This window comes from uncultured Leifsonia sp. (assembly GCF_945957465.1).
Taxonomy (GTDB): domain Bacteria; phylum Actinomycetota; class Actinomycetes; order Actinomycetales; family Microbacteriaceae; genus Leifsonia.
Genome location: NZ_CAMFLC010000010.1, coordinates 14,132 through 36,165, shown reverse-complemented (window position 1 = coordinate 36,165; position 22,034 = coordinate 14,132). Strand labels below are relative to the sequence as shown.

General features: G+C 69.3%; 18 protein-coding genes. 14 read left to right on the top strand and 4 right to left on the bottom strand.

Features of this window, described 5'->3' with window-relative positions; all coding sequences use genetic code 11:
• Positions 1 to 24 precede the first annotated feature (24 nt).
• From Q0Q23_RS07165 to Q0Q23_RS07145, 5 genes are all read left to right on the top strand, one after another.
• Entirely contained in the window at positions 25 to 3,429 is a 3,405-nt protein-coding gene (locus Q0Q23_RS07165) for a pyruvate carboxylase (RefSeq protein WP_295121461.1), read from the top strand.
• 58 nt (positions 3,430 to 3,487) lie between these two features.
• A complete protein-coding gene (locus tag Q0Q23_RS07160; protein ID WP_295121459.1) occupies positions 3,488 to 4,813 on the top strand; it encodes a MinD/ParA family protein in 1,326 nt (441 codons plus the stop codon).
• Positions 4,814 to 4,862: 49 nt separating this feature from the next.
• Positions 4,863 to 5,354: a peptide deformylase gene (gene def / locus Q0Q23_RS07155; protein WP_295121457.1), complete on the top strand. Its 492-nt coding sequence runs from the start codon at positions 4,863 to 4,865 to the stop codon at positions 5,352 to 5,354.
• 21 nt (positions 5,355 to 5,375) lie between these two features.
• Complete coding sequence (locus Q0Q23_RS07150; protein WP_295121455.1) at positions 5,376 to 6,224, top strand: NAD(P)-dependent oxidoreductase; 849 nt, start codon at positions 5,376 to 5,378, stop codon at positions 6,222 to 6,224.
• A 535-nt stretch (positions 6,225 to 6,759) separates the two neighbouring features.
• The gene (locus Q0Q23_RS07145; protein WP_295121453.1) at positions 6,760 to 7,224 is read left to right on the top strand and encodes a hypothetical protein; all 465 of its coding nucleotides are present in this window, start codon (positions 6,760 to 6,762) and stop codon (positions 7,222 to 7,224) included.
• On the opposite strand, the gene Q0Q23_RS07140 is transcribed toward Q0Q23_RS07145, so the two are convergent.
• Positions 7,221 to 9,041, bottom strand: coding sequence for a long-chain fatty acid--CoA ligase (locus Q0Q23_RS07140; RefSeq protein ID WP_295121451.1), 1,821 nt, complete (start codon positions 9,039 to 9,041; stop codon positions 7,221 to 7,223). The two genes, Q0Q23_RS07145 and Q0Q23_RS07140, sit on opposite strands and share 4 nt — an antisense overlap.
• 164 nt (positions 9,042 to 9,205) lie before the next feature.
• Between Q0Q23_RS07140 and Q0Q23_RS07135 the strand changes: the two genes are divergently transcribed.
• The 3 genes from Q0Q23_RS07135 (at position 9,206) to Q0Q23_RS07125 (ending at position 12,381) form a co-directional block, all read left to right on the top strand.
• On the top strand, positions 9,206 to 10,153 hold the full coding sequence (locus Q0Q23_RS07135; RefSeq protein WP_295121449.1) for an ROK family glucokinase: 948 nt from the start codon (positions 9,206 to 9,208) through the stop codon (positions 10,151 to 10,153).
• Positions 10,154 to 10,229: 76 nt separating this feature from the next.
• Complete coding sequence (locus Q0Q23_RS07130; RefSeq protein ID WP_295121447.1) at positions 10,230 to 10,916, top strand: 1-acyl-sn-glycerol-3-phosphate acyltransferase; 687 nt, start codon at positions 10,230 to 10,232, stop codon at positions 10,914 to 10,916.
• Positions 10,917 to 11,052: 136 nt separating this feature from the next.
• Complete coding sequence (locus Q0Q23_RS07125) at positions 11,053 to 12,381, top strand: class II 3-deoxy-7-phosphoheptulonate synthase (protein ID WP_295121571.1); 1,329 nt, start codon at positions 11,053 to 11,055, stop codon at positions 12,379 to 12,381.
• Positions 12,382 to 12,517: 136 nt separating this feature from the next.
• Here the strand turns inward: Q0Q23_RS07125 and pknB are convergent, their stop codons facing one another.
• Both pknB and Q0Q23_RS07115 read right to left on the bottom strand, forming a co-directional pair.
• A complete protein-coding gene (pknB, locus tag Q0Q23_RS07120) occupies positions 12,518 to 14,422 on the bottom strand; it encodes a Stk1 family PASTA domain-containing Ser/Thr kinase (protein ID WP_295121445.1) in 1,905 nt (634 codons plus the stop codon).
• A gap of 85 nt (positions 14,423 to 14,507) precedes the next feature.
• Complete coding sequence (locus Q0Q23_RS07115; protein WP_295121443.1) at positions 14,508 to 15,689, bottom strand: LysM peptidoglycan-binding domain-containing protein; 1,182 nt, start codon at positions 15,687 to 15,689, stop codon at positions 14,508 to 14,510.
• A gap of 152 nt (positions 15,690 to 15,841) precedes the next feature.
• On the opposite strand from Q0Q23_RS07115, the gene Q0Q23_RS07110 reads away from it, so the two are divergent.
• A complete protein-coding gene (locus Q0Q23_RS07110) occupies positions 15,842 to 16,183 on the top strand; it encodes an Rv2175c family DNA-binding protein (RefSeq protein ID WP_295121440.1) in 342 nt (113 codons plus the stop codon).
• A 58-nt stretch (positions 16,184 to 16,241) separates the two neighbouring features.
• Here Q0Q23_RS07110 and Q0Q23_RS07105 read toward each other — a convergent pair whose 3' ends face one another.
• Entirely contained in the window at positions 16,242 to 17,360 is a 1,119-nt protein-coding gene (locus tag Q0Q23_RS07105) for a polyprenyl synthetase family protein (protein WP_295121438.1), read from the bottom strand.
• A 78-nt stretch (positions 17,361 to 17,438) separates the two neighbouring features.
• On the opposite strand from Q0Q23_RS07105, the gene Q0Q23_RS07100 reads away from it, so the two are divergent.
• The 5 genes from Q0Q23_RS07100 (at position 17,439) to Q0Q23_RS07080 (ending at position 22,020) form a co-directional block, all read left to right on the top strand.
• Positions 17,439 to 17,822 carry a DUF3040 domain-containing protein gene (locus tag Q0Q23_RS07100; protein WP_295121436.1) on the top strand — a complete coding sequence of 128 codons (384 nt, stop codon included), beginning with the start codon at positions 17,439 to 17,441 and terminating at the stop codon, positions 17,820 to 17,822.
• A 251-nt stretch (positions 17,823 to 18,073) separates the two neighbouring features.
• On the top strand, positions 18,074 to 18,505 hold the full coding sequence (gene mraZ, locus Q0Q23_RS07095) for a division/cell wall cluster transcriptional repressor MraZ (RefSeq protein ID WP_055916780.1): 432 nt from the start codon (positions 18,074 to 18,076) through the stop codon (positions 18,503 to 18,505).
• A 107-nt stretch (positions 18,506 to 18,612) separates the two neighbouring features.
• Positions 18,613 to 19,563: a 16S rRNA (cytosine(1402)-N(4))-methyltransferase RsmH gene (gene rsmH / locus Q0Q23_RS07090; protein ID WP_295121434.1), complete on the top strand. Its 951-nt coding sequence runs from the start codon at positions 18,613 to 18,615 to the stop codon at positions 19,561 to 19,563.
• Positions 19,560 to 20,249 carry a hypothetical protein gene (locus tag Q0Q23_RS07085; RefSeq protein ID WP_295121432.1) on the top strand — a complete coding sequence of 230 codons (690 nt, stop codon included), beginning with the start codon at positions 19,560 to 19,562 and terminating at the stop codon, positions 20,247 to 20,249. The genes rsmH and Q0Q23_RS07085 overlap by 4 nt, the downstream gene beginning before the upstream one ends.
• A gap of 28 nt (positions 20,250 to 20,277) precedes the next feature.
• Positions 20,278 to 22,020, top strand: a complete 1,743-nt coding sequence (locus tag Q0Q23_RS07080; RefSeq protein ID WP_295121430.1) for a penicillin-binding protein 2 — start codon at positions 20,278 to 20,280, stop codon at positions 22,018 to 22,020.
• Positions 22,021 to 22,034: the final 14 nt, after the last annotated feature.

Genomic DNA, 22,034 nt, shown 5'->3' with positions numbered 1-22,034 from the left:
CCGACCCCTGCTCGAAAGGTTCCCATGTTCCGTAAGATCCTCGTTGCCAACCGCGGTGAAATCGCCATCAGAGCCTTTCGCGCCGCCTATGAGCTGGGCGCCGCCACGGTTGCGGTCTTCCCCTACGAAGACCGCAACTCGATGCACCGGCTGAAGGCGGACGAGGCTTACCAGATCGGCGAACCGGGGCACCCGGTGCGCGCCTACCTCGACGTGCAGGAGATCATCCGCGTCGCCAAAGAATCCGGCGCCGACGCGATCTACCCGGGCTACGGCTTCCTCTCCGAGAATCCCGAGCTCGCCGACGCCGCGCGCGCCGCGGGCATCGCGTTCATCGGCCCGCGTGCCGAGGTGCTCGAGATGGCCGGCAACAAGGTGACGGCCAAGGAGCACGCGATCGCCGCGGGGGTCCCCGTGCTCAAGTCGACCCCGCCGTCGCGCGACATCGAAGAGCTGCTCGCGGGCGCCGACGAGATCGGCTTCCCGATCTTCGCCAAGGCGGTCGCCGGCGGCGGCGGCCGCGGCATGCGCCGGGTCGCCCGCAAGGAGGAGCTGCGCGCATCGCTCGAAGAGGCCATGCGCGAGGCCGACAGCGCGTTCGGCGACCCGACCATGTTCCTGGAGCAGGCCGTGCTGCGCCCGCGCCACATCGAGGTGCAGATCCTCGCCGACGGCACGGGCGACACCATCCACCTGTTCGAGCGCGACTGTTCGGTGCAGCGCCGCCACCAGAAGGTCGTCGAGATCGCACCGGCCCCGAACCTCTCGGAGGAGATCCGGCAGTCGCTCTACCGCGACGCCATCGCCTTCGCCAAGTCCATCGGCTACGAGAACGCCGGCACCGTCGAGTTCCTCCTCGACACCGCGGGCGAGCGCGCCGGCCAGCACGTGTTCATCGAGATGAACCCGCGCATCCAGGTCGAGCACACGGTCACGGAGGAGATCACCGACGTCGACCTGGTGCAGTCGCAGATCCGCATCGCCGCCGGCGAGACGCTCGCCGACCTCGGGCTCGGCCAGGACAGCATCCAGATGCGCGGCGCCGCCCTCCAGTGCCGCATCACCACCGAGGACCCGACGGCGAACTTCCGCCCCGACACCGGCAAGATCACCACGTACCGGTCGCCGGGCGGCGCCGGAATCCGCCTCGACGGCGGCACGATCAACCCGGGTGCGCAGATCAGCCCGCACTTCGACTCGATGCTCGCCAAGCTCATCACGCGCGGGCGTGATTTCCCGGCCGCCGTGCTGCGGGCCCGGCGCGCGCTGGCCGAGTTCCGCGTGCGCGGCGTCGCCACGAACATCCCGTTCCTGCAGGCGGTCATGGAGGACCCGGACTTCATCGCGGGCAACGTCTCCACCTCCTTCATCGAGGAACGTCCCGGGCTGTTCAAGGGCCGCACGTCCAAGGACCGCGGCACCAAGGTGCTCAACTGGCTCGCCGACGTCACGGTCAACCAGCCCAATGGACCCCGGCCGGAGGTCGCGAACCCCGTCGAGAAGCTCCCGCGCGTCGACCTGAACGTGCCTGCGCCCTCCGGCTCGCGGCAGCGGCTGCTCGAACTCGGGCCGAAGGGCTTCGCCGACGCGCTGCGCGCCCAGACCGCGCTCGCGGTCACCGAGACCACCTTCCGTGACGCGCACCAGTCGCTGCTGGCGACGCGTGTCCGCACCAAGGACCTGCTCGCGGTCGCCCCGTACGTCGCACGGCTGACCCCCGAGCTGCTCTCGGTCGAGGCGTGGGGAGGTGCGACCTACGACGTCGCGCTGCGCTTCCTCGGCGAGGACCCGTGGGAGCGGCTCGCCGCCCTGCGCGAGGCGCTTCCCAACATCAACATCCAGATGCTTCTGCGCGGCCGCAACACGGTGGGCTACACGCCCTATCCGACGCAGGTGACCGACGCCTTCGTGCGCGAGGCGGCCAGCACCGGCGTCGACATCTTCCGCATCTTCGACGCCCTCAACGACGTCTCGCAGATGCGACCCGCGATCGAGTCGGTGCTCGCGACCGGTACCGGCGTGGCGGAGGTCGCCGTCTGCTACACCGCCGACCTGCTCGACCCGGCGGAAGACCTCTACACGCTCGACTACTACCTCCGCCTGGCTGAGCAGATCGTGGAATCGGGCGCTCACATCCTCGCGATCAAAGACATGGCCGGACTGCTGCGTCCCGCCGCCGCGGAGAAGCTGGTCGCGGCGTTCCGCGAGCGCTTCGACCTCCCGGTGCACGTGCACACCCACGACACCCCGGGCGGCCAGCTCGCGACCCTGCTCGCGGCCTCGCGCGCCGGTGCCGACGCGGTCGACGTGGCCAGCGCGCCGATGGCGGGCACGACCAGCCAGCCGAGTGCCTCCGCGCTCGTCGCCGCACTCGCGCACACCGAGCGCGACACCGGCATCTCCCTGTCGGCCGTCGAAGACCTCGAGCCCTACTGGGAGGCTGTGCGCCAGGTCTATCGGCCGTTCGAGTCGGGCCTGCCCGGCCCCACGGGCCGCGTGTACAAGCACGAGATCCCGGGCGGCCAGCTGTCCAACCTGCGGCAGCAGGCCAAGGCGCTGGGACTCGCGGAGGACTTCGAGCTGGTGGAGGACATGTACGCCGCCGCCAACCGGATCCTGGGCCGCATCCCCAAGGTCACACCGTCGTCCAAGGTCGTCGGCGACCTCGCGCTCCATCTCGCGGCCGTGCACGCCGACCCGGACGACTTCGCCGAGAACCCGCAGAACTACGACATCCCCGACTCCGTGGTCGGGTTCATGGCGGGCGAGCTGGGCGAGCTGCCCGGCGGCTGGCCGGAGCCGTTCCGGACGAAGGTGCTGGCGGGCAAGACCGTCAAGGTCGGTGTCGAAGACATTTCGCCTGCCGACGCCGAAGCGCTGGAGGGCTCCAGCACCGCACGCCGGGCGGCGCTCAACCGCCTGCTGTTCCCCGCTCCGACCCGCATCTACGAGCAGATGCGCGAGCTGTTCGGCGACCTCTCGGTCGTCGACTCGGTCGACTACCTCTACGGCCTCGGCGCCGGCGAGGAGCACGTCATCGAGTTCAGCAAGGGCGTACGGCTCTACATCGGCCTGGAAGCCATCGGCGAGGCGGACGAGAAGGGCATGCGCACCGTCATGACCACGCTGAACGGTCAGCTGCGCCCGGTGTTCGTGCGCGACCGCAGCATCGTCGTGGAGGCCAAGGCGGCCGAGAAGGCCGATACGGCCAAGCCGGGCCAGGTCGCCGCTCCGTTCTCGGGCGTGGTCACCCTCCACGTCGTGCCGGGCGATGTCGTGGCGGCCGGGCAGTCGGTCGCGTCGATCGAGGCGATGAAGATGGAGGCGGCCATCACCGCCCCCGTCGCCGGAACCATCGAGCGCCTCGCGATCCCGAAGACCCAGCAGGTGGACGCGGGCGACCTCCTGGTCGTCATCACACCGGCCTGACCCCGCCCGATAAACTGTCGCAGTCGTCTCGCGTCGAGCGGCAGAAGGAGTGACCACCGTGGCCGACAAGCCGGAGGAGCCGCAACGCGGCGACCTCGAGGCGGCGAACGAGAAGCCCAGCTTCCGACCGTCGCCGCTCGAGGTCGACACGACGCTGAGCATCGCCGTCGACCTGCCGCCGTCCCCGCCCCAAGAGATCCCGGAGGACGAGGCCGCGGTCGCGATCGACGACGTCCCCGTGAATCCGGGCTTCGTGGAGTCGCCGACCGACCCGACGACCACGTCCGTCGCCATCGTCGCATCGCGGCTCGCGGCTTCTCCGACGTCGACGGAGTCGGACCCGGCCGCGAGCGGTTCTGTTCCGCCGCCCGGCGCCGAAGGGCACGCCGAGGCGTTCGGCCAGTCGCGTCGGGACCGGCTGCGCGGCGAGCACTCGCCGCAGCCCGAGCCGGCCGCCATGCTGACCGCCGACCGCTTGCTGGAGGTCAACCGCAAGACGCGGCCGGGGCCGGAGGGCCCGTGGCAGCGGTTCGTGTACAACGTCACGTTCCGCACGGTGAACCTCGGCGACTCCGCGAAGGTGCGTGCGCGCAAGGAGCTCGACCACCGCATCCAGAAGCAGTTCGAGGGCGGCACGCGATTCGTCCCCGTGCTGACGCGCAAAGGCGGGGTCGGCAAGACGACCGTCACCACCCTGCTCGGGATGGCGCTGGCCGATGCGCGCGAAGACCGCATCATCGCGATCGATGCCAACCCCGACCGCGGTACGCTCTCGGAGCGCGTCCCCAAGCAGACCAGGGCGACCGTGCGCGACGTCGTCCACAAGGCGGCGAGCATCGGCGGCTTCACCGACTTCTCAGCGCTCGTCTCACGCGACGAGACCCGGCTCGACATCCTGGCATCCGACACCGATCCGCTGCTGTCGGAGGCTTTCGACGAGAACGATTACAACGTCGTCGCGGATCTGTCGGCCCGGTTCTACTCCATCGTGCTGACCGACTGCGGAACGGGCATCGTCCACTCGGTGATGCGCGCGACGCTCCAGCGGGCCGACTCGCTGGTGATCGTGTCCGGCGGCAGCGTCGACGAGGCGCGTCTCGCCTCCGAGACGCTCACCTGGCTCGAGGCCAACGGCTACACGGACCTCGTACGGAATGCGGTGGTCGCCCTCAATACCGCCACCCACGCCACGAACCTGGTCAAGCTCGAGGAGATCGAGTCGCACTTCCGTTCGCGGGTGCGCGAGATCGTCCGCATCCCGTACGACCCGCAGCTGGCCGCCGGCTCGGTGGTGTCCTGGAAGGACCTCAAGCCGCTGACCAAGCTCTCGGCTCGCGCCCTCGCCGCACTCGTGGTCGAGGGCCTGCCGGCCGAGCGCGCCTGAACCACCCGTCCGCAGTGATCGCGCCCTGCGCGCGCCCGAGGAGATCCCCGTGACCGAACGCCAGATCCGCCTGTTCGGCGACCCCGTCCTCAAGACTCCGTCCGAACCGGTCCGCGAGATCGACGACGGCGTCAGGGGCCTCGTCGAGGACCTGATCGACAGCGTCGTGCCGCCCGGCCGCGCCGGCGTCGCCGCCCCGCAGATCGGGGTCGGCCTGCGGGCGTTCAGCTACAACGTGGACGGCGAGATCGGCTACATCATCAACCCCGAGCTGGTGGAGGTGTCGGGCGAGCCCGAACTCGTCGACGAAGGCTGCCTGTCGGTGCCCGGCCTGTGGTTCAAGACCGCCCGCTACCCGTTCGCGCGGGTGCGCGGCATCGACCTCGAGGGCAACGAGATCGAGCTGTCGGGCACCGGGGTCATGGCCCAGGCGCTCCAGCACGAGACCGACCACCTCGACGGCCGGTTGTACCTCGACCGCCTCGACAAGGAGACCCGGCGCGAAGCGATGCGTCAGGTGCGCGAGAGCGACTGGTTCTAGCGTCCGTCTAGACTCGATCCCATGGACATCGCAGTCACCGGAGGATCGGGAAAGCTCGGACGCACCGTCGTGCGTGAACTACGTGCGGCGGGCCACACCGTCGTCAATCTGGATGCGACGGGAGAGCGCGGCGCCGGCTTCGTCCGGGTCGACCTCACCGATTTCGGCCAGACGCTGGACGCCATCCTCGGCGTCAACGACCTCCACGACGGCTTCGACGCGATCGTGCACCTGGCGGCGATCCCGGCGCCCGGCATCCTGAGTGACGTCGCGACGTTCCACAACAACATCCGGGTCACCTACAACGTGTTCCAGGCCGCGCGTCGCGCCGGCATCCGCAACGTCGTGTACGCGTCGAGCGAGACCGTGCTCGGCCTCCCGTTCGACGTGCCGCCGCCGTACATCCCGGTCGACGAGGACTACCCGGCGCGTCCGGAGTCGACGTACTCCCTGGTCAAGCACCTCGAGGAGCAGATGGCGATCGAACTGGTGCGCTGGGACCCGGCGCTGAAGATCGTCGCGCTGCGGTTCTCGAACGTGATGGAGCCGTCGGACTATGCGGCCTTCCCGTCGTACGACGCGGATGCACGCGCGCGCAAGTGGAACCTGTGGGGCTACATCGACGCCCGCGACGGCGCCCAGGCGATCATGCGGGCACTGGAGTGGGACACCACCGGCTTCGACCGGTTCATCATCGCCGCGGCCGACACCGTGATGAGTCGTCCCAACGCCGAGTTGATCGCCGAGGTCTTCCCCGGCGTCCCGCTGAAGCGCGACGACCTCGACAACAACGACACCCTCCTCTCGATCGACAAGGCCCGCCGCATCCTGGGCTACGCCCCCACCCACTCCTGGCGCGACGAACTCTAACCGCGACATTCGTCACGAATGTCGACTTTCGTGCCACGAATGTCGACATTCGTGACGAATCGCGCGTCCGCACAGTGCGGGGCTGGGGCGCGTTGTCCACAGATGCGGCGGCACGCGACGCTGCGAGTGTGCACCTCGCCACGATGAGGGGATGCGAATTCCATCTCACAGTCCGTTTCACTCCGTGCACCTGCCGACTGTGCCGCAAGGTTTGCGGGACTTGTGCTTGGCCTACCTTCCGCTCATGTCCGATGGCGCGTACTTCAGCCACCAGACCGGTGCCGCGCTTCTCGGCATACCGCTCCCCGCGCGGCTGGCGGAAGGACCCTTGCACGTCTCCGTAGAATTCCCGCGCACACCGCCCCGCGGTCGCGGCGTGCGCGGGCACAGCCTCGGGAGCATCGACGGTCGAGTCATCGATGGCCTACCCGTCTGTTCGCCGGCGAACGTGTGGTGTCAGTTGTCGGGGGTTCTCGACCGTGAAGACCTGGTCGCTGCGGGTGATCACCTCGTCGGCTCTCGCAGGCGAGAGGCCGTGGCGGGCCTCCAGGACCTCATGGGCGCGGCCGGCGCGTTGCACCGCACGAAGGGATCCCGTAAGCGGGTGTGGGCACTTCCGCGGATACGTCAGGGCGCTGATTCGCGTCCCGAGTCCCTGCTCCGGTTGCTGTTGGAGGAGTACGGCTTCACCGGTCTCGACGTCAATCATCCGGTGACGGTGCGACAGGGGAGGCTGGTGCTGCACCCGGACCTGAGCATCCCGCACCGGCGCCTGGCGTTCGAGTACGAGGGCGACGGGCACCGTGTCGACCAACGTCAGTGGCACACCGACATCGAGCGTCGAGACCTCCTGGAAGCCGAGGGATGGCACGTCGTACGGGTCACCGCTCGCGACCTCTTCCAGGATCGCGCGGCCTTCTACGAGCGCCTTCGAAGATTCGTCACGAATGTCGACATTCGTGGCACGAAAGTCGACATTCGTGACGAATGTCGGGGTTAGTGGGCGAGGGAGATGCCCTGGGTGCTGGGGTTGCCGCTGTAGACGCCGTCGATGACGTCGGCGAAGTCGGAGAGGATGACGTTGCGCTTGATGCTGAGCTTGGGCGTGAGGTGTCCGCTCGCCTCGGTGAGCTCGGTGGCCAGGATGACGAACTTGCGGATGCTCTCCGCGCGCGACACGCCCTGGTTGGCGGCGTCGATCGCGCGCTGGATCTCGGCGTTCACCGCCGGGTTGACGGAGGCCTCCGCGAGGGTCATGTCCTTGTCCTCGCCGTTGTTCGCGAGCCAGGTCGGCAGCATCTCGGTGTCGAGTGTGACCAGCGCGGCGATGAACGGCTTCTGGTCACCGACCACGATCACCTGCCCGACGAGCGGGTTCGCGCGGATCGGGTCCTCCAGCACAGCGGGCGAGACGTTCTTGCCGCCGGCGGTGACGATGATCTCCTTCTTGCGCCCCGTGATCGTCAGGTAGCCGTCGTCGTCCAGGCTGCCCAGGTCGCCGGTGCGGAACCAGCCGTCGTCGAAGGCGGCGGCCGTCGCCTCGGGATTCTTCCAGTACTCCTTGAAGACGTTGACGCCCTTGACCTCGATCTCGCCGTCCTCGACGAGGCGCACGGCGACGCCGGGGAGGACCGGACCGACGGTGCCGATCTTGAACATGTCCGGTCGGTTGACCGTCGCGGGCGCCGTGGTCTCGGTGAGGCCGTAGCCCTCCAGGATCTTGATGCCGAGGCTGTGGAAGAAGTGGCCGAGGTGCGAGCCGAGCGGGGCGGAGCCCGAGACCGCGTACTTCACGCGGCCGCCCATGGCCGCGCGCAGCTTGGAGAACACCAGCCGGTCGTACAGGGCGAACTTGAGCTTGAGGCCGAAGGGCACCGATCCGGCCTCAACGGCCTTCGAGTGCTCGACGGCGACGTCGGCCGCTGCTCGGAAGATCTTGCCGCGGCCGCCGGCCTCGGCCTTCTGCTCGGCGGAGTTGTAGACCTTCTCGAACACGCGCGGCACCGCGAGCAGGAAGGTCGGCTTGAAGCTCGCGAGCGCGGGGAGCAGCTGCTTGGTGTCGGCTTGGTGGCCCACCTTCACCCCGGCGTTGACGCACAGCACGGCGATGAAACGCGCGAACACGTGCGCCGTCGTGATGAACAGCAGCGTGGAGGCGCCCTGCAGGACTTCGTCGAGGGCCTCGGTCGCGTTCCGCGACAGCTCCACGAAGTTGGAGTGGGTGATCACGCAGCCCTTGGGGCGTCCCGTGGAGCCGGAGGTGTAGATCAGGGTGCCGATGTCCTCGCCGCGCGCGAGGTTCCTGCGCCGTTCGATCTCGTCGTCGGGCACGTCGGCGCCCGCGTTGGCGAGCTTCTCGAGATCGCCGAGGTGGAGCTGCCACACGTTCTGGATGAGGGGGAGGTCGGGGTGCACCTCGTCGAACCGCGAGAACATCTCCGCATCTTCGAGGATCACGGCGATCGCGCCGGAGTCGGACATGTTCCACTGCACCTGAGCGGGGGAGGAGGTCTCGTAGATCGGCACGAGCACCGCGCCCGCGAACCAGGTCGCGAAATCGATCAGCGTCCATTCGTACCGGGTCTTGCACATCAGGCCGATCTTGTCGCCGGGCTGGATGCCCGCGGCGACGAGGCCCTTCGCCAGAGCGATGACCTGGCGGAGGAACTCAGCGGCCGTCACGTCCCTCCAGCCGTCGCCGTCCGGCCGGCTGAACAGCGCGGCGTCCGGAGAGGCTGCGACCCGCTGCACGAGCAGGTCCGTCGCGTTGGCCTCCGGGTCGGCGGGGACGAGTGCGGGGATTTCGAACTGGTTCACGGTAGCTCCCTCGATACCGGGCGGGCGGGTCATCGGGCCGAATGGCTTCGGCTCGCAGTGGTTGATTACACTCTAGATGGTGCGGCAGAGAGTCTCCTCCGACCGGCTCGTCCCGCGCCTCCCACCCACCGCCTGAGAAGCGCCTACCCGGAAGGGGCTCGCCCGTGCACGCCATCGGAATCGACATCGGCGGGACCAAGATCGCCGGGGCGGTCGTCGACGAGTTCGGCACCATCGTGCGCGAAGACCGCGTGCCCACTGACGCCAGCCGTCCGGCGGAGATCGAGAACGCCGTCGTCGCGATGATCGAACGCCTCTCCGACGGTCCGGAGGAGATCGCGGGGGCCGGTGTGGCCGCGGCCGGGTTCATCGACGCCGCGCAGTCGATCGTCTACTACGCCCCCAACATCAACTGGAGGCACGAGCCGTTCCGCGAGAAGCTCGAGAAGCGGATCGACCTCCCGGTCATCATCGAGAACGACGCGAACGCAGCCGGTTGGGCCGAGTTCCGCTACGGGGCCGGGCGCCTGGTGAGCGACATGGTCATCCTGACCATCGGCACCGGGGTCGGCGGCGCCATCGTGAGCAACGACCGGCTGTTCCGTGGAGGTTTCGGCGCCGGGGCCGAGATCGGCCACATGCGCGTCGTTCCGGGCGGCCTGCCCTGCGGCTGCGGTGCGCACGGCTGTATCGAGCAGTACGGCTCCGGGCGCGCGCTGCAGCGCATGGCGAACGAGCTGGCCGACGCGGGAGGAATCGGCCAGGTGCTCGCCGACGTGCGCAGCCGCAACGGCTCGCTGACCGGTTCGGACATCTCCGCGCTCATCATGGCGGGCGACCCGGGGGCGCTCGCCGCCCTCCGGCAGCTCGGCGACTGGCTCGGCCAGGCCTGCGCGAGCCTCGGTGCGATCCTGGACCCGCAGCTCTTCGTCTTCGGCGGCGGTGTGGCGCAGGCGGGCGAGCTGCTGCTGGAGCCGATCCGGCTGGCCTACCTCGAGAACCTGCCCGCGCGGGGCTTCCACCCCGAGCCCGAGTTCAAGATCGCCGAGCTCGTGAACGACGCGGGCGTGGTCGGCGCGGCGGACCTCGCCCGCCTGCACGCCTCGCTCTGAGGGAGCGCGCCGACGGTCGGTGCGCCGTCGCGCCGCACCTCCCGTCGCGACGCGCGGGGCAGTAGGCTTTCGTTCGATGTTCTACTGGCTGATGAAGAACCTGATCGCGGGTCCGATCCTGCGCGGAATCTTCCGCCCCTGGGTCGTGGGGATCGAGAACGTGCCGGCGGACGGCGCCGTGATCCTGGCGAGCAACCACCTCTCGTTCATCGACTCGATCTTCTTGCCGCTCGTCGTCGACCGGCACGTCTCGTTCCTCGCCAAGAGCGACTACTTCACGCGGCGCGGACTGAAGGGCTGGGCGACCAAGGCGTTCATGAACGCCACGGGGCAGCTGCCGATCGACCGATCGGGCGGCAAGGCGTCCGAGGCGTCCCTCAACACCGGCCTGGCCGTGCTGGCGCGCGGCGAGATCCTCGGGATCTACCCGGAGGGCACTCGCAGCCCGGACGGCAAGCTGTACCGTGGGCGCACCGGCGTCGCCCGGATGATCCTGGAGGCGGGGGTGCCTGTCGTCCCCGTCGCCATGGTGGACACGGCGGAGATCATGCCGATCGGCAAGCGCCTGCCCCGCATCGGCCGCATCGGCATCATCATCGGTGAGCCGCTCGACTTCTCGCGCTTCGAAGGCATGGAGGGCGACCGCTTCATCCTGCGCTCGGTCACCGACGAGATCATGTACGCACTGCACGCGCTCGGTGCGCAGGAGTACGTGGACGTGTACGCCAGCACGGTGAAGGAGAAGCGCGCGGCGCTCGCCTGACCGGCGTCACAATCCGTTCGCGCTGCGCACGACCCCCGTCGGGCGCGATAGGCTCGGTTATCCCCATTTCCACCCGACCGAGCGGAACAGAACAGTGCTGCAGACCACAGATCCCGTCGTGAAAGCTGACGACTCCGTGATCGAGGGCCTGGAGTATTGGCGCACGCTTCCGATCAAGCAGCAGCCCACGTGGCCCGACCCGGAGGCGGCTGCCGCAGCGTCGGCCGAGATCGCCGCGCTGCCTCCGCTGGTGTTCGCCGGTGAGGTCGACCAGCTGCGGTCCCGGCTCGCCCGAGCCGCACAGGGCAACGCCTTCCTGCTCCAGGGCGGCGACTGCGCCGAGACTTTCGCCGGCGCGACCGCAGACCAGATCCGCAACCGCGTCAAGACGGTGCTGCAGATGGCGGTCGTGCTCACGTACGGCGCGTCGGTGCCGGTCATCAAGATGGGCCGCATGGCGGGCCAGTTCGCCAAGCCGCGCTCGAGCGACACCGAGACGCGCGGCGGCGTGACGCTGCCGGCCTACCGAGGCGACATCGTCAACGGCTACGACTTCACCCCGGAGTCGCGCACCGCGGACCCGCGCCGGCTCGTCCAGGGTTACCACACCGCGGCCTCCACCCTGAACCTGATCCGCGCGTTCACCCAGGGTGGCTTCGCCGACCTGCGCGAGGTGCACAGCTGGAACAGGGGCTTCGCGGCCAACCCGGCCAACCAGCGCTATGAGGGTCTCGCGCGCGAGATCGATCGGGCCATCAAGTTCATGGAGGCCGCGGGAGCGGACTTCGACGAACTCACCCGCGTGGAGTTCTACTCCAGCCACGAGGCGCTGCTCATGGACTACGAGCGTCCGATGACCCGCATCGACTCGCGCACGGGGACGCCGTACAACACCTCCGCGCACTTCGTCTGGATCGGGGAGCGCACCCGCGACCTCGACGGCGCTCACGTCGACTTCCTGTCGCGCGTCCGCAACCCGATCGGCGTCAAGCTCGGCCCGTCGACGACGCCCGACGACATGCGCCGCCTGATCGACGCGCTCGACCCCGAGCGCGAGCCCGGCCGGCTCACGTTCATCACGCGCATGGGCGCGGGCACGATCCGCGACGCCCTGCCTCCGCTGCTGGAGGCCGTCAAGCGCTCGGACGCCAACCCGCTGTGGGTGACCGACCCGATGCACGGCAACGGGCTGACGACGCCGAATGGCTACAAGACGCGCCGTTTCGACGACGTCGTGGACGAGGTCAAGGGCTTCTTCGAGGCGCACCGTGCGGCGGGCACGCACCCGGGCGGCATCCACGTGGAGCTCACCGGCGACGACGTCACCGAGTGCCTCGGCGGCTCGGAGCACATCGACGAGGAGACGCTGGCGACACGCTACGAGTCGCTGTGCGACCCGCGCCTGAACCACATGCAGTCGCTCGAACTGGCGTTCCTCGTGGCTGAGGAGCTCAGCCAGGGCTGACCCGTGCGAGACGACCCTCCGAAGGGCACGTCGTTGTCGCTTTTCCGCGCGAGAAGCGAACACGACGTGCCCTTCGGCAGTCTGAGAGCAGTCGGCAGTCTGAGAGCAGTCGGCAGTCTGGGAGCAGGGTGAGGCGTCAGAAGCCGGCGAAGTTGACCGTGACGGTGGAGCCCTTGGGCGCCTGTATGCCGGCGGCGGGCGAGACCTTGGAGACCACGAAGGCTCCGGGGAGGAGGTCGGCGGCTGCGCTGTACTTGAGCTGGAAGCCCGCGTCGGTCAGAGCCTTCTTGGCCTTGTCCCAGGTCTGGCCGACGACGTCCGGCACCGGCACCGGCTCCGGGCCCTTGGAGACCTCGAGCGCCAGCGTGTCGCCGGGCTTCACCGCCCCGTCGTGCTGAGGCTGCGCCGAGATCACGTCGCCCTTGTCGACGGTGTCGCTGTAGCTCTGCGGTCCCGCCGTCGCGTCGAGGCCGACCTTCTGCAGCGCGGCCTGCGCAGCGCTCACGGACAGGCCCGCGACGTCGGGAACAGGACCGACCGAGACCACGAGGTTGACTGCTGCGGCCTCGAAGTAGCCGCCGCCCGCGGAGATGTCGGAGCCGTCGGAGGCGCGGGTGGCCGAGATCACAGTGTTGGCGGGCACCTTGCCGTCGAACTGCTGGACGGTCGTCCCGACTTTCGCGCCCACGCCCGTGATCGCCGACTTGGCGGCGTCCAGGCTCTGACCGGCGAGCGCCGGGATGGTGACGGGCTTCGGGCCCTGCGAGATCCGCAGGGTGACGGTGCTTCCGCGGCCCGCTGCGGCTCCCGCTTTCGGATCGGTGCTCGACACCTGGCCGGCGGGGACGCTGACGCTGTACTCCTGAGCCTGTGCCGTCTTGAAGCCGAGGTTCGTGAGCGCTGTTGTCGCCGCCGCCGGCGTCTGCGAGACCACATTCGGTACGGTGACGAGCGAACCCGGACCCGAGCCGAAGTACCAGCCCGTGCCGCCCGCGACCGCAGCAAGCACCAGCACGAGGGCGAACAGCCACCAGCCTTTGCTGCGCCGACGACGGGCTGCCCTGGTCAGGGTGTCGGTGGCCGTGGGCGTGCTCGAGGCGACCTGCTGGCGGATGGCCGGGTTGATGATCTGGGTGTCGCCCTCGTCCGCGGCGAAAGCGGGCGGGAGCACCATGGTCGGTTGGAGCACCGCGTCGCCACGGATCGACTTCTCCGCCTCGATCAGGCGGTCGAGCATCTCGCGTGCATCGGTGGGTCGGCGGTCGGGGTCCTTCTCTGTGGCCCACAGGACGAGCTCGTCCAGTTCCGGCGGAACGGCCGGGTTCACGCTGCTGGGCGCGGGAACCGGGTCATTGGCGTGCTGGTATGCGATCTGCATGGGCTGCTCGCCGTGGAACGGCTGCGCCCCGGTCAGCATCTCGTACATCATGATGCCGAGCGCGTAGATGTCGCTGCGGGCGTCGGCGACGCCGCGGGTGACGAGCTCGGGGGAGAGGTAGGCGATCGTGCCGAGGAGGGCCTGACCCGTCGCGGTGTTCGCGCTGGCCGCGCGTGCGAGACCGAAGTCGCCGATCTTGATACGGCCGTCGTCGGCGAGCAGCACGTTCTCGGGCTTGAGGTCGCGGTGGACGATGCCGGCCTTGTGCGCAGCCGCCAGCCCGCTGAGCACGGCCTCCATGATGTCGATCGTCTGCTCGGGGGTGAGCTTGCCGTAATCCTTGAGCAGGTCGCGCAGGGTGATGCCCGGGAGGTACTCCATGACGAGGTACGCCATGTCGGAGTCCTGGCCCTGGTCGAAGACGTTGACGACGTTCGGGTGAGCCAGCCGGGCCGCCGAGCGGGCCTCTTGCACGAAGCGGCTCTTGAAGGTGTTGTCGTCGGCGAGGTGACCGTGCATGACCTTGATCGCGACCCGGCGCTCGAGGCGCAGATCGGTCGCGAGGTAGACGGTCGCCATGCCGCCGCGGGCGATTCGCGAGCGCACCTGATAGCGGCCGTCGATGAGACGGCCGATCATCGGGTCGGTCTGGCTCGTGGTCACGGATCGAGTCTAGGGAACGGCGGGTGCGTGAACCCTGCAAAACACCGGTGTTCTGCGGGGCCGTGACCCGGCTGTGATCTTCGGCTCACCCGAGTTGCGCGAGCCATGCGCGTGCGGAGGTCTCCCACTTGGCGTACGCGTCGGGGAAGGCCGAGAGCTGGACGGCCTGGGCGGCCTGGGTGACGCTCATCGCCGACCAGTTCGGGATGTCGAGGAGTCCCCGGGTCCTGCCCGTGTTCGGGTTGTTCGCGCCGCCATAGAACGCGAGCGTCGCGCGGGTCGGATCCAGCACCTGGTCGGGCGTGCCCCAGCCGGTGCTCGGCCGCTGCTGGAAGAGCCCGAGCGAGTCGCGGTCGCCGTAGCGGACGTTCCGCAGCCCGGACTCCTGGGCAGCCGCGGCCAGGGCCACCACGATGCCCTGGGCGGGTACGCCCTCCTGCCGCCCGATCCGGACGATGAGGGAGGCATTCGCGCGCATCTCCTCGGTGAGGGCCACCACCTGTCCCGGCTGGATCTGCGGGGCCGGGGCGGGAGCACTGACGACCGGGGCGGGCGCCGCGACCGGTCTCGGGGTGGTGGCCGCAGCGCTGGCGACGCCCGGGATGGCGATGCGCTGGCCGGGGTAGATGACGCTCGCACCGCTGAGCCCGTTCGCGCTGAGCACCGCCGCCGTGCGCAGACCGAACCGGGCGGCGATCCCGCTGATGGTGTCGCCGCGGACGACCGTGTACGACGTCCCGGCCGGACCGGGGGACGGAGCGGGAGCGGGAGCGGGCTGCGGGGCCGCGACCGGCGCCGATGCCGCCGCGCCGCCGAGGGCGAGCACCTGGCCGGGGAAGATCAGGCTCTTCCAGCTGAGGCCGTTCCGTGCGAGCACCCCTGCGGTCGAGAGGCCGAAGCGGGCGGCGATCGTGGACACGGTGTCCCCGGTCTGCACGCGGTAGGTCGCCGGAACCGCCGCGGTCGCGGTCGCCGACGAGGACGTCGTGTCCGGGGCCTCCCCGAACGCAGCGCGGATCGTGTCGGCCCCGCTGGTCGTGCCGGCCCCGCTGGTCGTGCCGGACCCCCTGGTCATGCCGTTGGGGCCGGTGGCGTCGCTCTTCTCGGGAGCGCGTTCGCTCTCGAGGGGGCCCGTGGCGTGAGCGGGGGTGAGCAGGTTGAGGGTGACGGCGATCGAGCCGGCCAGGGCGATCGGGACCGTGCCCAGCATGCCGTGCGTGCGGCCGCGCGGGCCGCGCCGGCGCTTCGTGCTCTCGATCGCAGACATGGTCGAGCCTTTCGTGAGTGACAAAGCCGTTTCCCACGCTGGCACACCTTGAGTAAGGAGTCAACCAATGAGGCGGGTGTGACAACAGTTAACATGACCGTAACATTCGGTCGCGCTCGTGCTCGACGCGCGGTCGTGGCACGCTTGTCCTTGTGAACGAGCAGGTCCAGGCCACCGAGTGGCTCACCATCCCCGACCTTGTGGAGCAGCTGGGACTCGGCGTCAGCCGGGTGCGCCGGCTCATCGAGGACCGTCATCTCGCGGCGAAGCGCGTCGACGGCGTCCTCAAAGTCCCGGCCGTCTTCTTGCGCGACGGTGAGCCCCTCAGCGAGCTGCGGGGCACGCTCATCGTGCTGGCGGACAACGGATTCGACGACGAGGAGGCGGTCGATTGGCTCCTCGCCGAAGACGAGAGCCTCGGCGCCACGCCGATCGAGGCGCTGCGCGCCGGTCGCAAGGCCGAGGTGCGGAGGGTCGCTCAGGCGCTGGCCTGACCGGTTCGCGTCACATCCGCTCCCGTCGCGCCCTTTCTGGCCGGACCGCTGCCGCCCGTCAGTACGAGCGCCGGGTGACCGTCACCGCGAGGTCGCGGAGCTGGGCTCGTGCCCCCGCGCCCAGCGGTGCGCCGTCGAGGGCTTCGATCGCGAGCGCGACGTTGTCGGCGATCATTCGCTCCACCTTCTCGACGGCCCCGGACTGGCGGATCGTCATCTGGAGCGTCTCGATCTGCTGGGGTGTCAGGTCCGGGTCCCCGAGCAGTTCGTCGAGCGTAGCGCGCGCACCGGCCGGCACGGCCTCCCGGGTCAGGGCGATCAGGACCGTTCGCTTTCCCTCGCGCAGGTCGTCGCCGCTGGGCTTGCCGGTGACCTCGGCGTCGCCGAAGACGCCGAGGAGATCGTCGCGGAGCTGGTACGCGATGCCGAGCGGTAGGCCGAACCGGCGGAGCGCGTCCAGCTGCCCGACGGTCGCGCCCGCGAGGCTGGCGCCGATCAGCAGAGGCGACTCGATGGAGTATTTGGCCGACTTGTACACGATGACGCGCTCGGCGCGGGCGAGCTGATCGGCGTCGGGGCGCCCCGCCCACCCGATCTCCTCGAAGATGTCGAGGTACTGGCCCGCGGTGACATCCAGGCGCATCCGGTTGAACTCGGCGCGCGCCGAGCGCCGGGCCGACGCGCTCACCGTCTGGGTGAGCCCCTCGTCGAACAGCTCGTCGCTCAGTATGAGGAGGTAGTCGCCCAGCAGCGTCGCCGCCCCCGTGCCGAACGAGGCGCCGGAGCCCTGCCACCCCTCCTCTTCGTGGAGGTGCTCGAAGCGGCGGTGAGCCGATGGTTTGCCGCGGCGGGTGTCCGAGTTGTCGATGAGGTCGTCGTGCACCAGGGCGGCGGCGTGGAAGAGCTCGAGCGCCGACGCGACGGACACGACCGCGTCCAGGGGACCGCCCGCCGTCACCGGGCCGTTGTCGGCCTCGTCGCCCATGCTGCGCACCGCCTGCCAGCCCCAGAAGCAGAAGAGGGCGCGGAAGCGCTTGCCGCCGCTGAGAAAATCCCTCGAAAAAGCCGCGATCGGGGCGAGTTCATCGGCGATGGAGACGAGAATGGATGCACGCGCATCGAAGAATCCATCGATTCTTGACTGGATGAGGTCGACGAATCGGATGCTTTCGGACACACGTATAGCCTAGTCAGAGTGGTGCGGCTACAATCGGCCACACAACGCCTAGAACCCGCAAGAAAGAGGGGGATCCGGATGCCGCTTTCAGAACATGAGCAGCGCCTCCTCGAAGAGATGGAACGCAGTCTCTATCAGAACGACGCAGACTTCGTCGCCAAGGTCGGGGGCAAGCGGGCGCGACCCGCGTATCGCTCGATCGTCCTCGGCGTTCTCGTCGCCGTCGTCGGCATCGCCGTCCTGGTGACGGGGGTCTTCGTGCAGTTGCCGATCATCGGCATCCTGGGCTTCGTGGTGATGTTCGCCGGCGTGTTGCTGGCGATCGCCCCGGGCAAGCGGGTGGCGATCGATCCGGACGCCGCCGCGGCCTCCGGCACGTCCGGCAAACCGTCGCGCGGCCAGCCCGGTTTCATGGACCGCATGAACGACCGCTGGGACAAGCGGCAGGACGGGCAGGGCTAGCCCCTCCACCGCGCTCCCCGGCGCACCCCTTCTTCAGGGCCGATCTTCGGATCGGCCCTTTTTTGTGCGTTAGGCGCTCCCCGTGACCGCGCAGGTCCTCCATTTTCCTCCACCGGTGTATCCCGCGTCTTCTCAGGTATCTATCACCCCTAAACGGGGCAATTCGGCGAATTGCGCTGAAATTGTGGATGAGAGTGGAGTAAAGTGGAGGCACACCGCAACCGTGGCCGGGAGAGTGGGGGGTGGGACCGATGTTCCTCGGCACCTATGCCCCGAAACTGGACGAGAAGGGGCGCATCATCCTGCCGGCCAAATTCCGGGATGAGCTCGCCTCGGGCCTGGTGCTGACCCGCGGTCAGGAGCACTGCGTCTACGTCTTCTCGCAGCGGGAGTTCGAGTCCCTCCACGAGAAGATCCGGCAGGCGCCGGTGACCAGCAAGCAGGCCAGGGACTACCTGCGCGTGTTCCTCTCGGGGGCGAGCGCAGAGGTTCCGGACAAGCAGAACCGGGTCACCATCCCCACCCCGTTGCGGTCGTACGCCGGACTCGACCGAGACCTCGTCGTGATCGGGGCGGGCAGCCGCGCCGAGATCTGGGACGCGGAGGCGTGGGAGACCTACCTCGCCGAGCAGGAGGCGGCATTCGCGAACACGGAGGAGGAGGTGATCCCGGGACTGTTCTAGCGCCTGGCATCGGACTCCCAGCCATACGCCCTGACACCACTTCCCCGGTGGCAGGTCGGAATGGATGGGGATCCGGCTCCAGGGGCACGATCCTCCCGGGTGCGGACATGACGGACGACATCCACACCCCCGTTCTGCTGGAGCGCTGCATCGAGCTCCTCGGGCCCGCGCTGACCAGGCCGGGGGCGGTCTTCGTCGACGCCACCCTCGGGATGGGAGGCCACTCGGCCGGCGTCCTGGAGCGCTACCCGGACGCTGTGCTCGTCGGCCTCGACCGCGACCCTGACGCGCTGGCGATCGCCGGCGCCCGGCTGGAGCGGTTCGGCGACCGGGTCCATCTGGTCCACACCGTGTACGACGGGATCCGCGAGGCACTGGACGGGCTCGGAATCGACCGTGTCGACGGTGTCCTGTTCGATCTCGGCGTGTCGTCCCTGCAGCTCGACCGGGTGGAGCGGGGCTTCTCGTACTCGAAGGACGCGCCGCTCGACATGCGCATGGACGGCACGAGCGAACTGACCGCCGAGGTGGTGCTCGCGACGTACTCCGAGGCCGACCTGCGCCGTATCTTCCGCGACTACGGCGAAGAGAAGCTGGCCGCCCGCTATGCGCGTCGCATCGTCGAGGAGCGGGAGGTCGCCCCGATCGTGCGCTCGGGACGGCTGGTGGAGATCCTCCAGAAGGCGACGCCGGCCGCAGTGCAACGGCAGGGGCACCCGGCCAAGCGCGTGTTCCAGGCGCTGCGCATCGAAGTGAATCAGGAGCTCGCCGTGCTGGAGCGTGCGATCCCGGCGGCGATCGACGCGCTGGAGGTGGGCGGCCGCATCGTCGTGGAGTCGTACCAGTCGCTGGAGGACCGCATCGTCAAGCGCGAGCTCCAGCGCCGGTCGCGTTCGAGCGCGCCGGCGGGGTTGCCCGTCGAACTGCCGGAGCACCGGCCGGAGCTGAAGCTGCTGATCCGCGGAGCGGAACTGGCCGACGACGACGAGAAGGCCCGCAATCCGAGGGCGACACCCGTGCGCTTGCGCGCGGCCGAACGAGTGAGGAGGGGCTCGTGAGCAGCAACCCGATGGGAGCGGGGGTCCGTCGACGTCCGACCCTGGCCTGGCACGTCCCGGCCTCCACGGCCGCGACTGCGCCCCGGCTGGAGGAGCCGGCGCTCGACAGGCCGCAGCGGCCCGAACGCGAGCGTCGTACGCACCTCGAGGTCGTCGCCACCCGCAGCCAGCGCCGGGCCCGGCCCCGCACGCTGTACGCGATCACCGCGGTGTCGGCGCTGCTGGTCATCGTGGTGGCCCAGCTGCTCCTGAGCATCGGGGTCTCGCAGGGGGCCTATCAGCTGAGCTCCCTGCAGAGCAGGCAGACCGAACTCCAGCGCAGTTACCAGGCCGCGTCGGAAGACCTCAACCGGCTGACCTCCCCGCAGAACCTCGCCGCCAATGCGAACGCCCTCGGCATGGTCAGCAACAGCAACCCGGCCTACCTCCGGCTCTCCGACGGCGCGGTCCTCGGCGCGCCGGTCGCGGCGAACGGCGCCGCCGGCACCGTGACCGGAGGTCAGGGCAACCTCGTCCCGAACGCGCAGCTCGCCGGCGTCCCGCTGGTCGCCGGGCCCGGGACGGCCGGCGGGCAGGGGGCGACCGCCCAAGCTGGGAGTTCCGCAAGCGCGGGAGCGGCATCCACGACTCCCGCGAAGCCGTCCGTACCGTTGCAGGGAGCGTTGCCGACACCGGTGACGCACTGAGTCGGACAGCGGACGGGACGGGCTCTCCATGCTCAACAGGAAGATGCTGCGGCGACGCACGGCGCTGACCGTTCTCGCCGTGGCCGGGTTCGTCGCCATCCTCGGCGGCAAGCTCGTCGACATCCAGGTGGTGCGCGCCGACGACCTGCAGCGGGCGTCGGTGAACGCCAAAGAGGACTCGACGGTCCTCTACGGCAACCGCGGCGACATCGTCGACGCGAGCGGCACGGTGCTGGCCACCACCATCTACACCTACACGGCGCAGGCGTCCCCGTCCGACGCGATCGCCGGCGGTCGCGACAAGATGGTGGAGGCCGCGGCGAAGATCGGCGCCATCACCGGACAGGGCGGCGATGCGGTCGTCGCGCTGTTCGACGCGGCGCTCAAGGAGAATCCCAAGTCGCAGTACGTGCTGATCAAGTCGGGCATGGACGTGACGGTGTTCGACAAGCTCGACAAGCTCCCGTACCCGTGGCTCACCTTCAGCAAGACGCAGGCCCGGAGCTATCCGAACGGGGCCGTGGCCGGCAACCTGATCGGCTACGTGTCGCAGGCCGGCAACGGCGGCCTGGAGAAGAGCGAGAACGGCTGTCTCGCCGGTCAGAACGGCCTCGAGACCTACCAGCGCGGCGCCGACGGCGTCGCCATCCCGGGCAGCACCGTGGTGCAGCGCAAGGCCAAAGACGGAGGCACGCTCGAGCTCACCATCGACAGCGACCTGCAATGGTTCGCCGAGCAGACACTCGCTCAGCAGGTCGCCGCCACCGGGTCGAAGTTCGGCTACGTCACCGTGGCAGAGGCGAAGACCGGCAAGATCAAGGCCATCGCGCAGTGGCCCGCGCTGGACCCGAACAACATCGACGCGACCGATCCGTCGTTCTGGCGCCTGCAGCCCCTGACCGACCCGCGCGAGCCCGGGTCGACGTTCAAAGCGCTCACGGCCGCGATGCTGCTCGACCAGGGCAAGGCGACGCCGGCGAGCCAGGTGATCGCGCCGTACGAATGGAAGTCGGGCAACGGCGCCGACCTCCACGACGCGGGCTATCACGCGCCCGAGCGGCTGACCCTCACGGGGGTGCTGATGGAGTCGTCGAACACGGGGATGTCACAGCTCGGGAGAGCGCTCAGCGATCAGACGCGCTACGACTACATGAAGAAGTTCGGAATCGGCGAGAAGACCGGCCTCCCGTACCCGAACGATTCGTCGGGCATTCTGAACCCGGTGAGCACGTGGGACGACCAGACCAAGTACGCGACCATGTTCGGGCAGGGCGTCGCGGCGACCCAGTTGCAGATGATCAGCGCCTATCAGACGCTCGCGAACGGCGGCACCCGCATCCCGCTCACGATGGTCGAGGGCTGCAAGCAGGCGGACGGCACGCTCACCGACGTCCCGAAGCCTGCGCCCGTGAAGGTCGTCTCGGCTGCTGCGGCCGACACGACCCTCCAGATGCTGGAGTCGGTGACCACCAAGGGCGAGCTCTGGAAGCAGCTGCAGATCCCGGGCTACAACGTCGCGGCGAAGACCGGTACGGCCCAGCAGCCGGACGGCAAGGGCGGGTACCTCCCGTCGTACTACGTGTCGGTCATGGGCGTCGCCCCGGTGGACGATCCGCAGTACGTCGTTTCGGTCAACCTCGGGTTCCCGACTACCATTACTTCGTCGGCAGCCGCCGCTCCGCTGTTCCACACGATCATGAGTCAGGTGCTGAAGAGCTACCGGGTGAAGCCCTCGACGTCGAGCCCGGCCGACTACCCGCCGTATTTCTAAGAACGCGGCCTACT

Coding starts and splice junctions, on each gene's coding strand:
- Q0Q23_RS07165 (WP_295121461.1), top strand. CDS start 25: ATGTTCCGTAAGATCCTCGTTGCCAACCGCGGTGAAATCGCCATCAGA.
- Q0Q23_RS07150 (WP_295121455.1), top strand. CDS start 5,376: ATGGACATCGCAGTCACCGGAGGATCGGGAAAGCTCGGACGCACCGTC.
- Q0Q23_RS07130 (WP_295121447.1), top strand. CDS start 10,230: ATGTTCTACTGGCTGATGAAGAACCTGATCGCGGGTCCGATCCTGCGC.
- Q0Q23_RS07115 (WP_295121443.1), bottom strand. CDS start 15,689: ATGTCTGCGATCGAGAGCACGAAGCGCCGGCGCGGCCCGCGCGGCCGC.
- Q0Q23_RS07100 (WP_295121436.1), top strand. CDS start 17,439: ATGCCGCTTTCAGAACATGAGCAGCGCCTCCTCGAAGAGATGGAACGC.
- mraZ (WP_055916780.1), top strand. CDS start 18,074: ATGTTCCTCGGCACCTATGCCCCGAAACTGGACGAGAAGGGGCGCATC.
- rsmH (WP_295121434.1), top strand. CDS start 18,613: ATGACGGACGACATCCACACCCCCGTTCTGCTGGAGCGCTGCATCGAG.
- Q0Q23_RS07080 (WP_295121430.1), top strand. CDS start 20,278: ATGCTCAACAGGAAGATGCTGCGGCGACGCACGGCGCTGACCGTTCTC.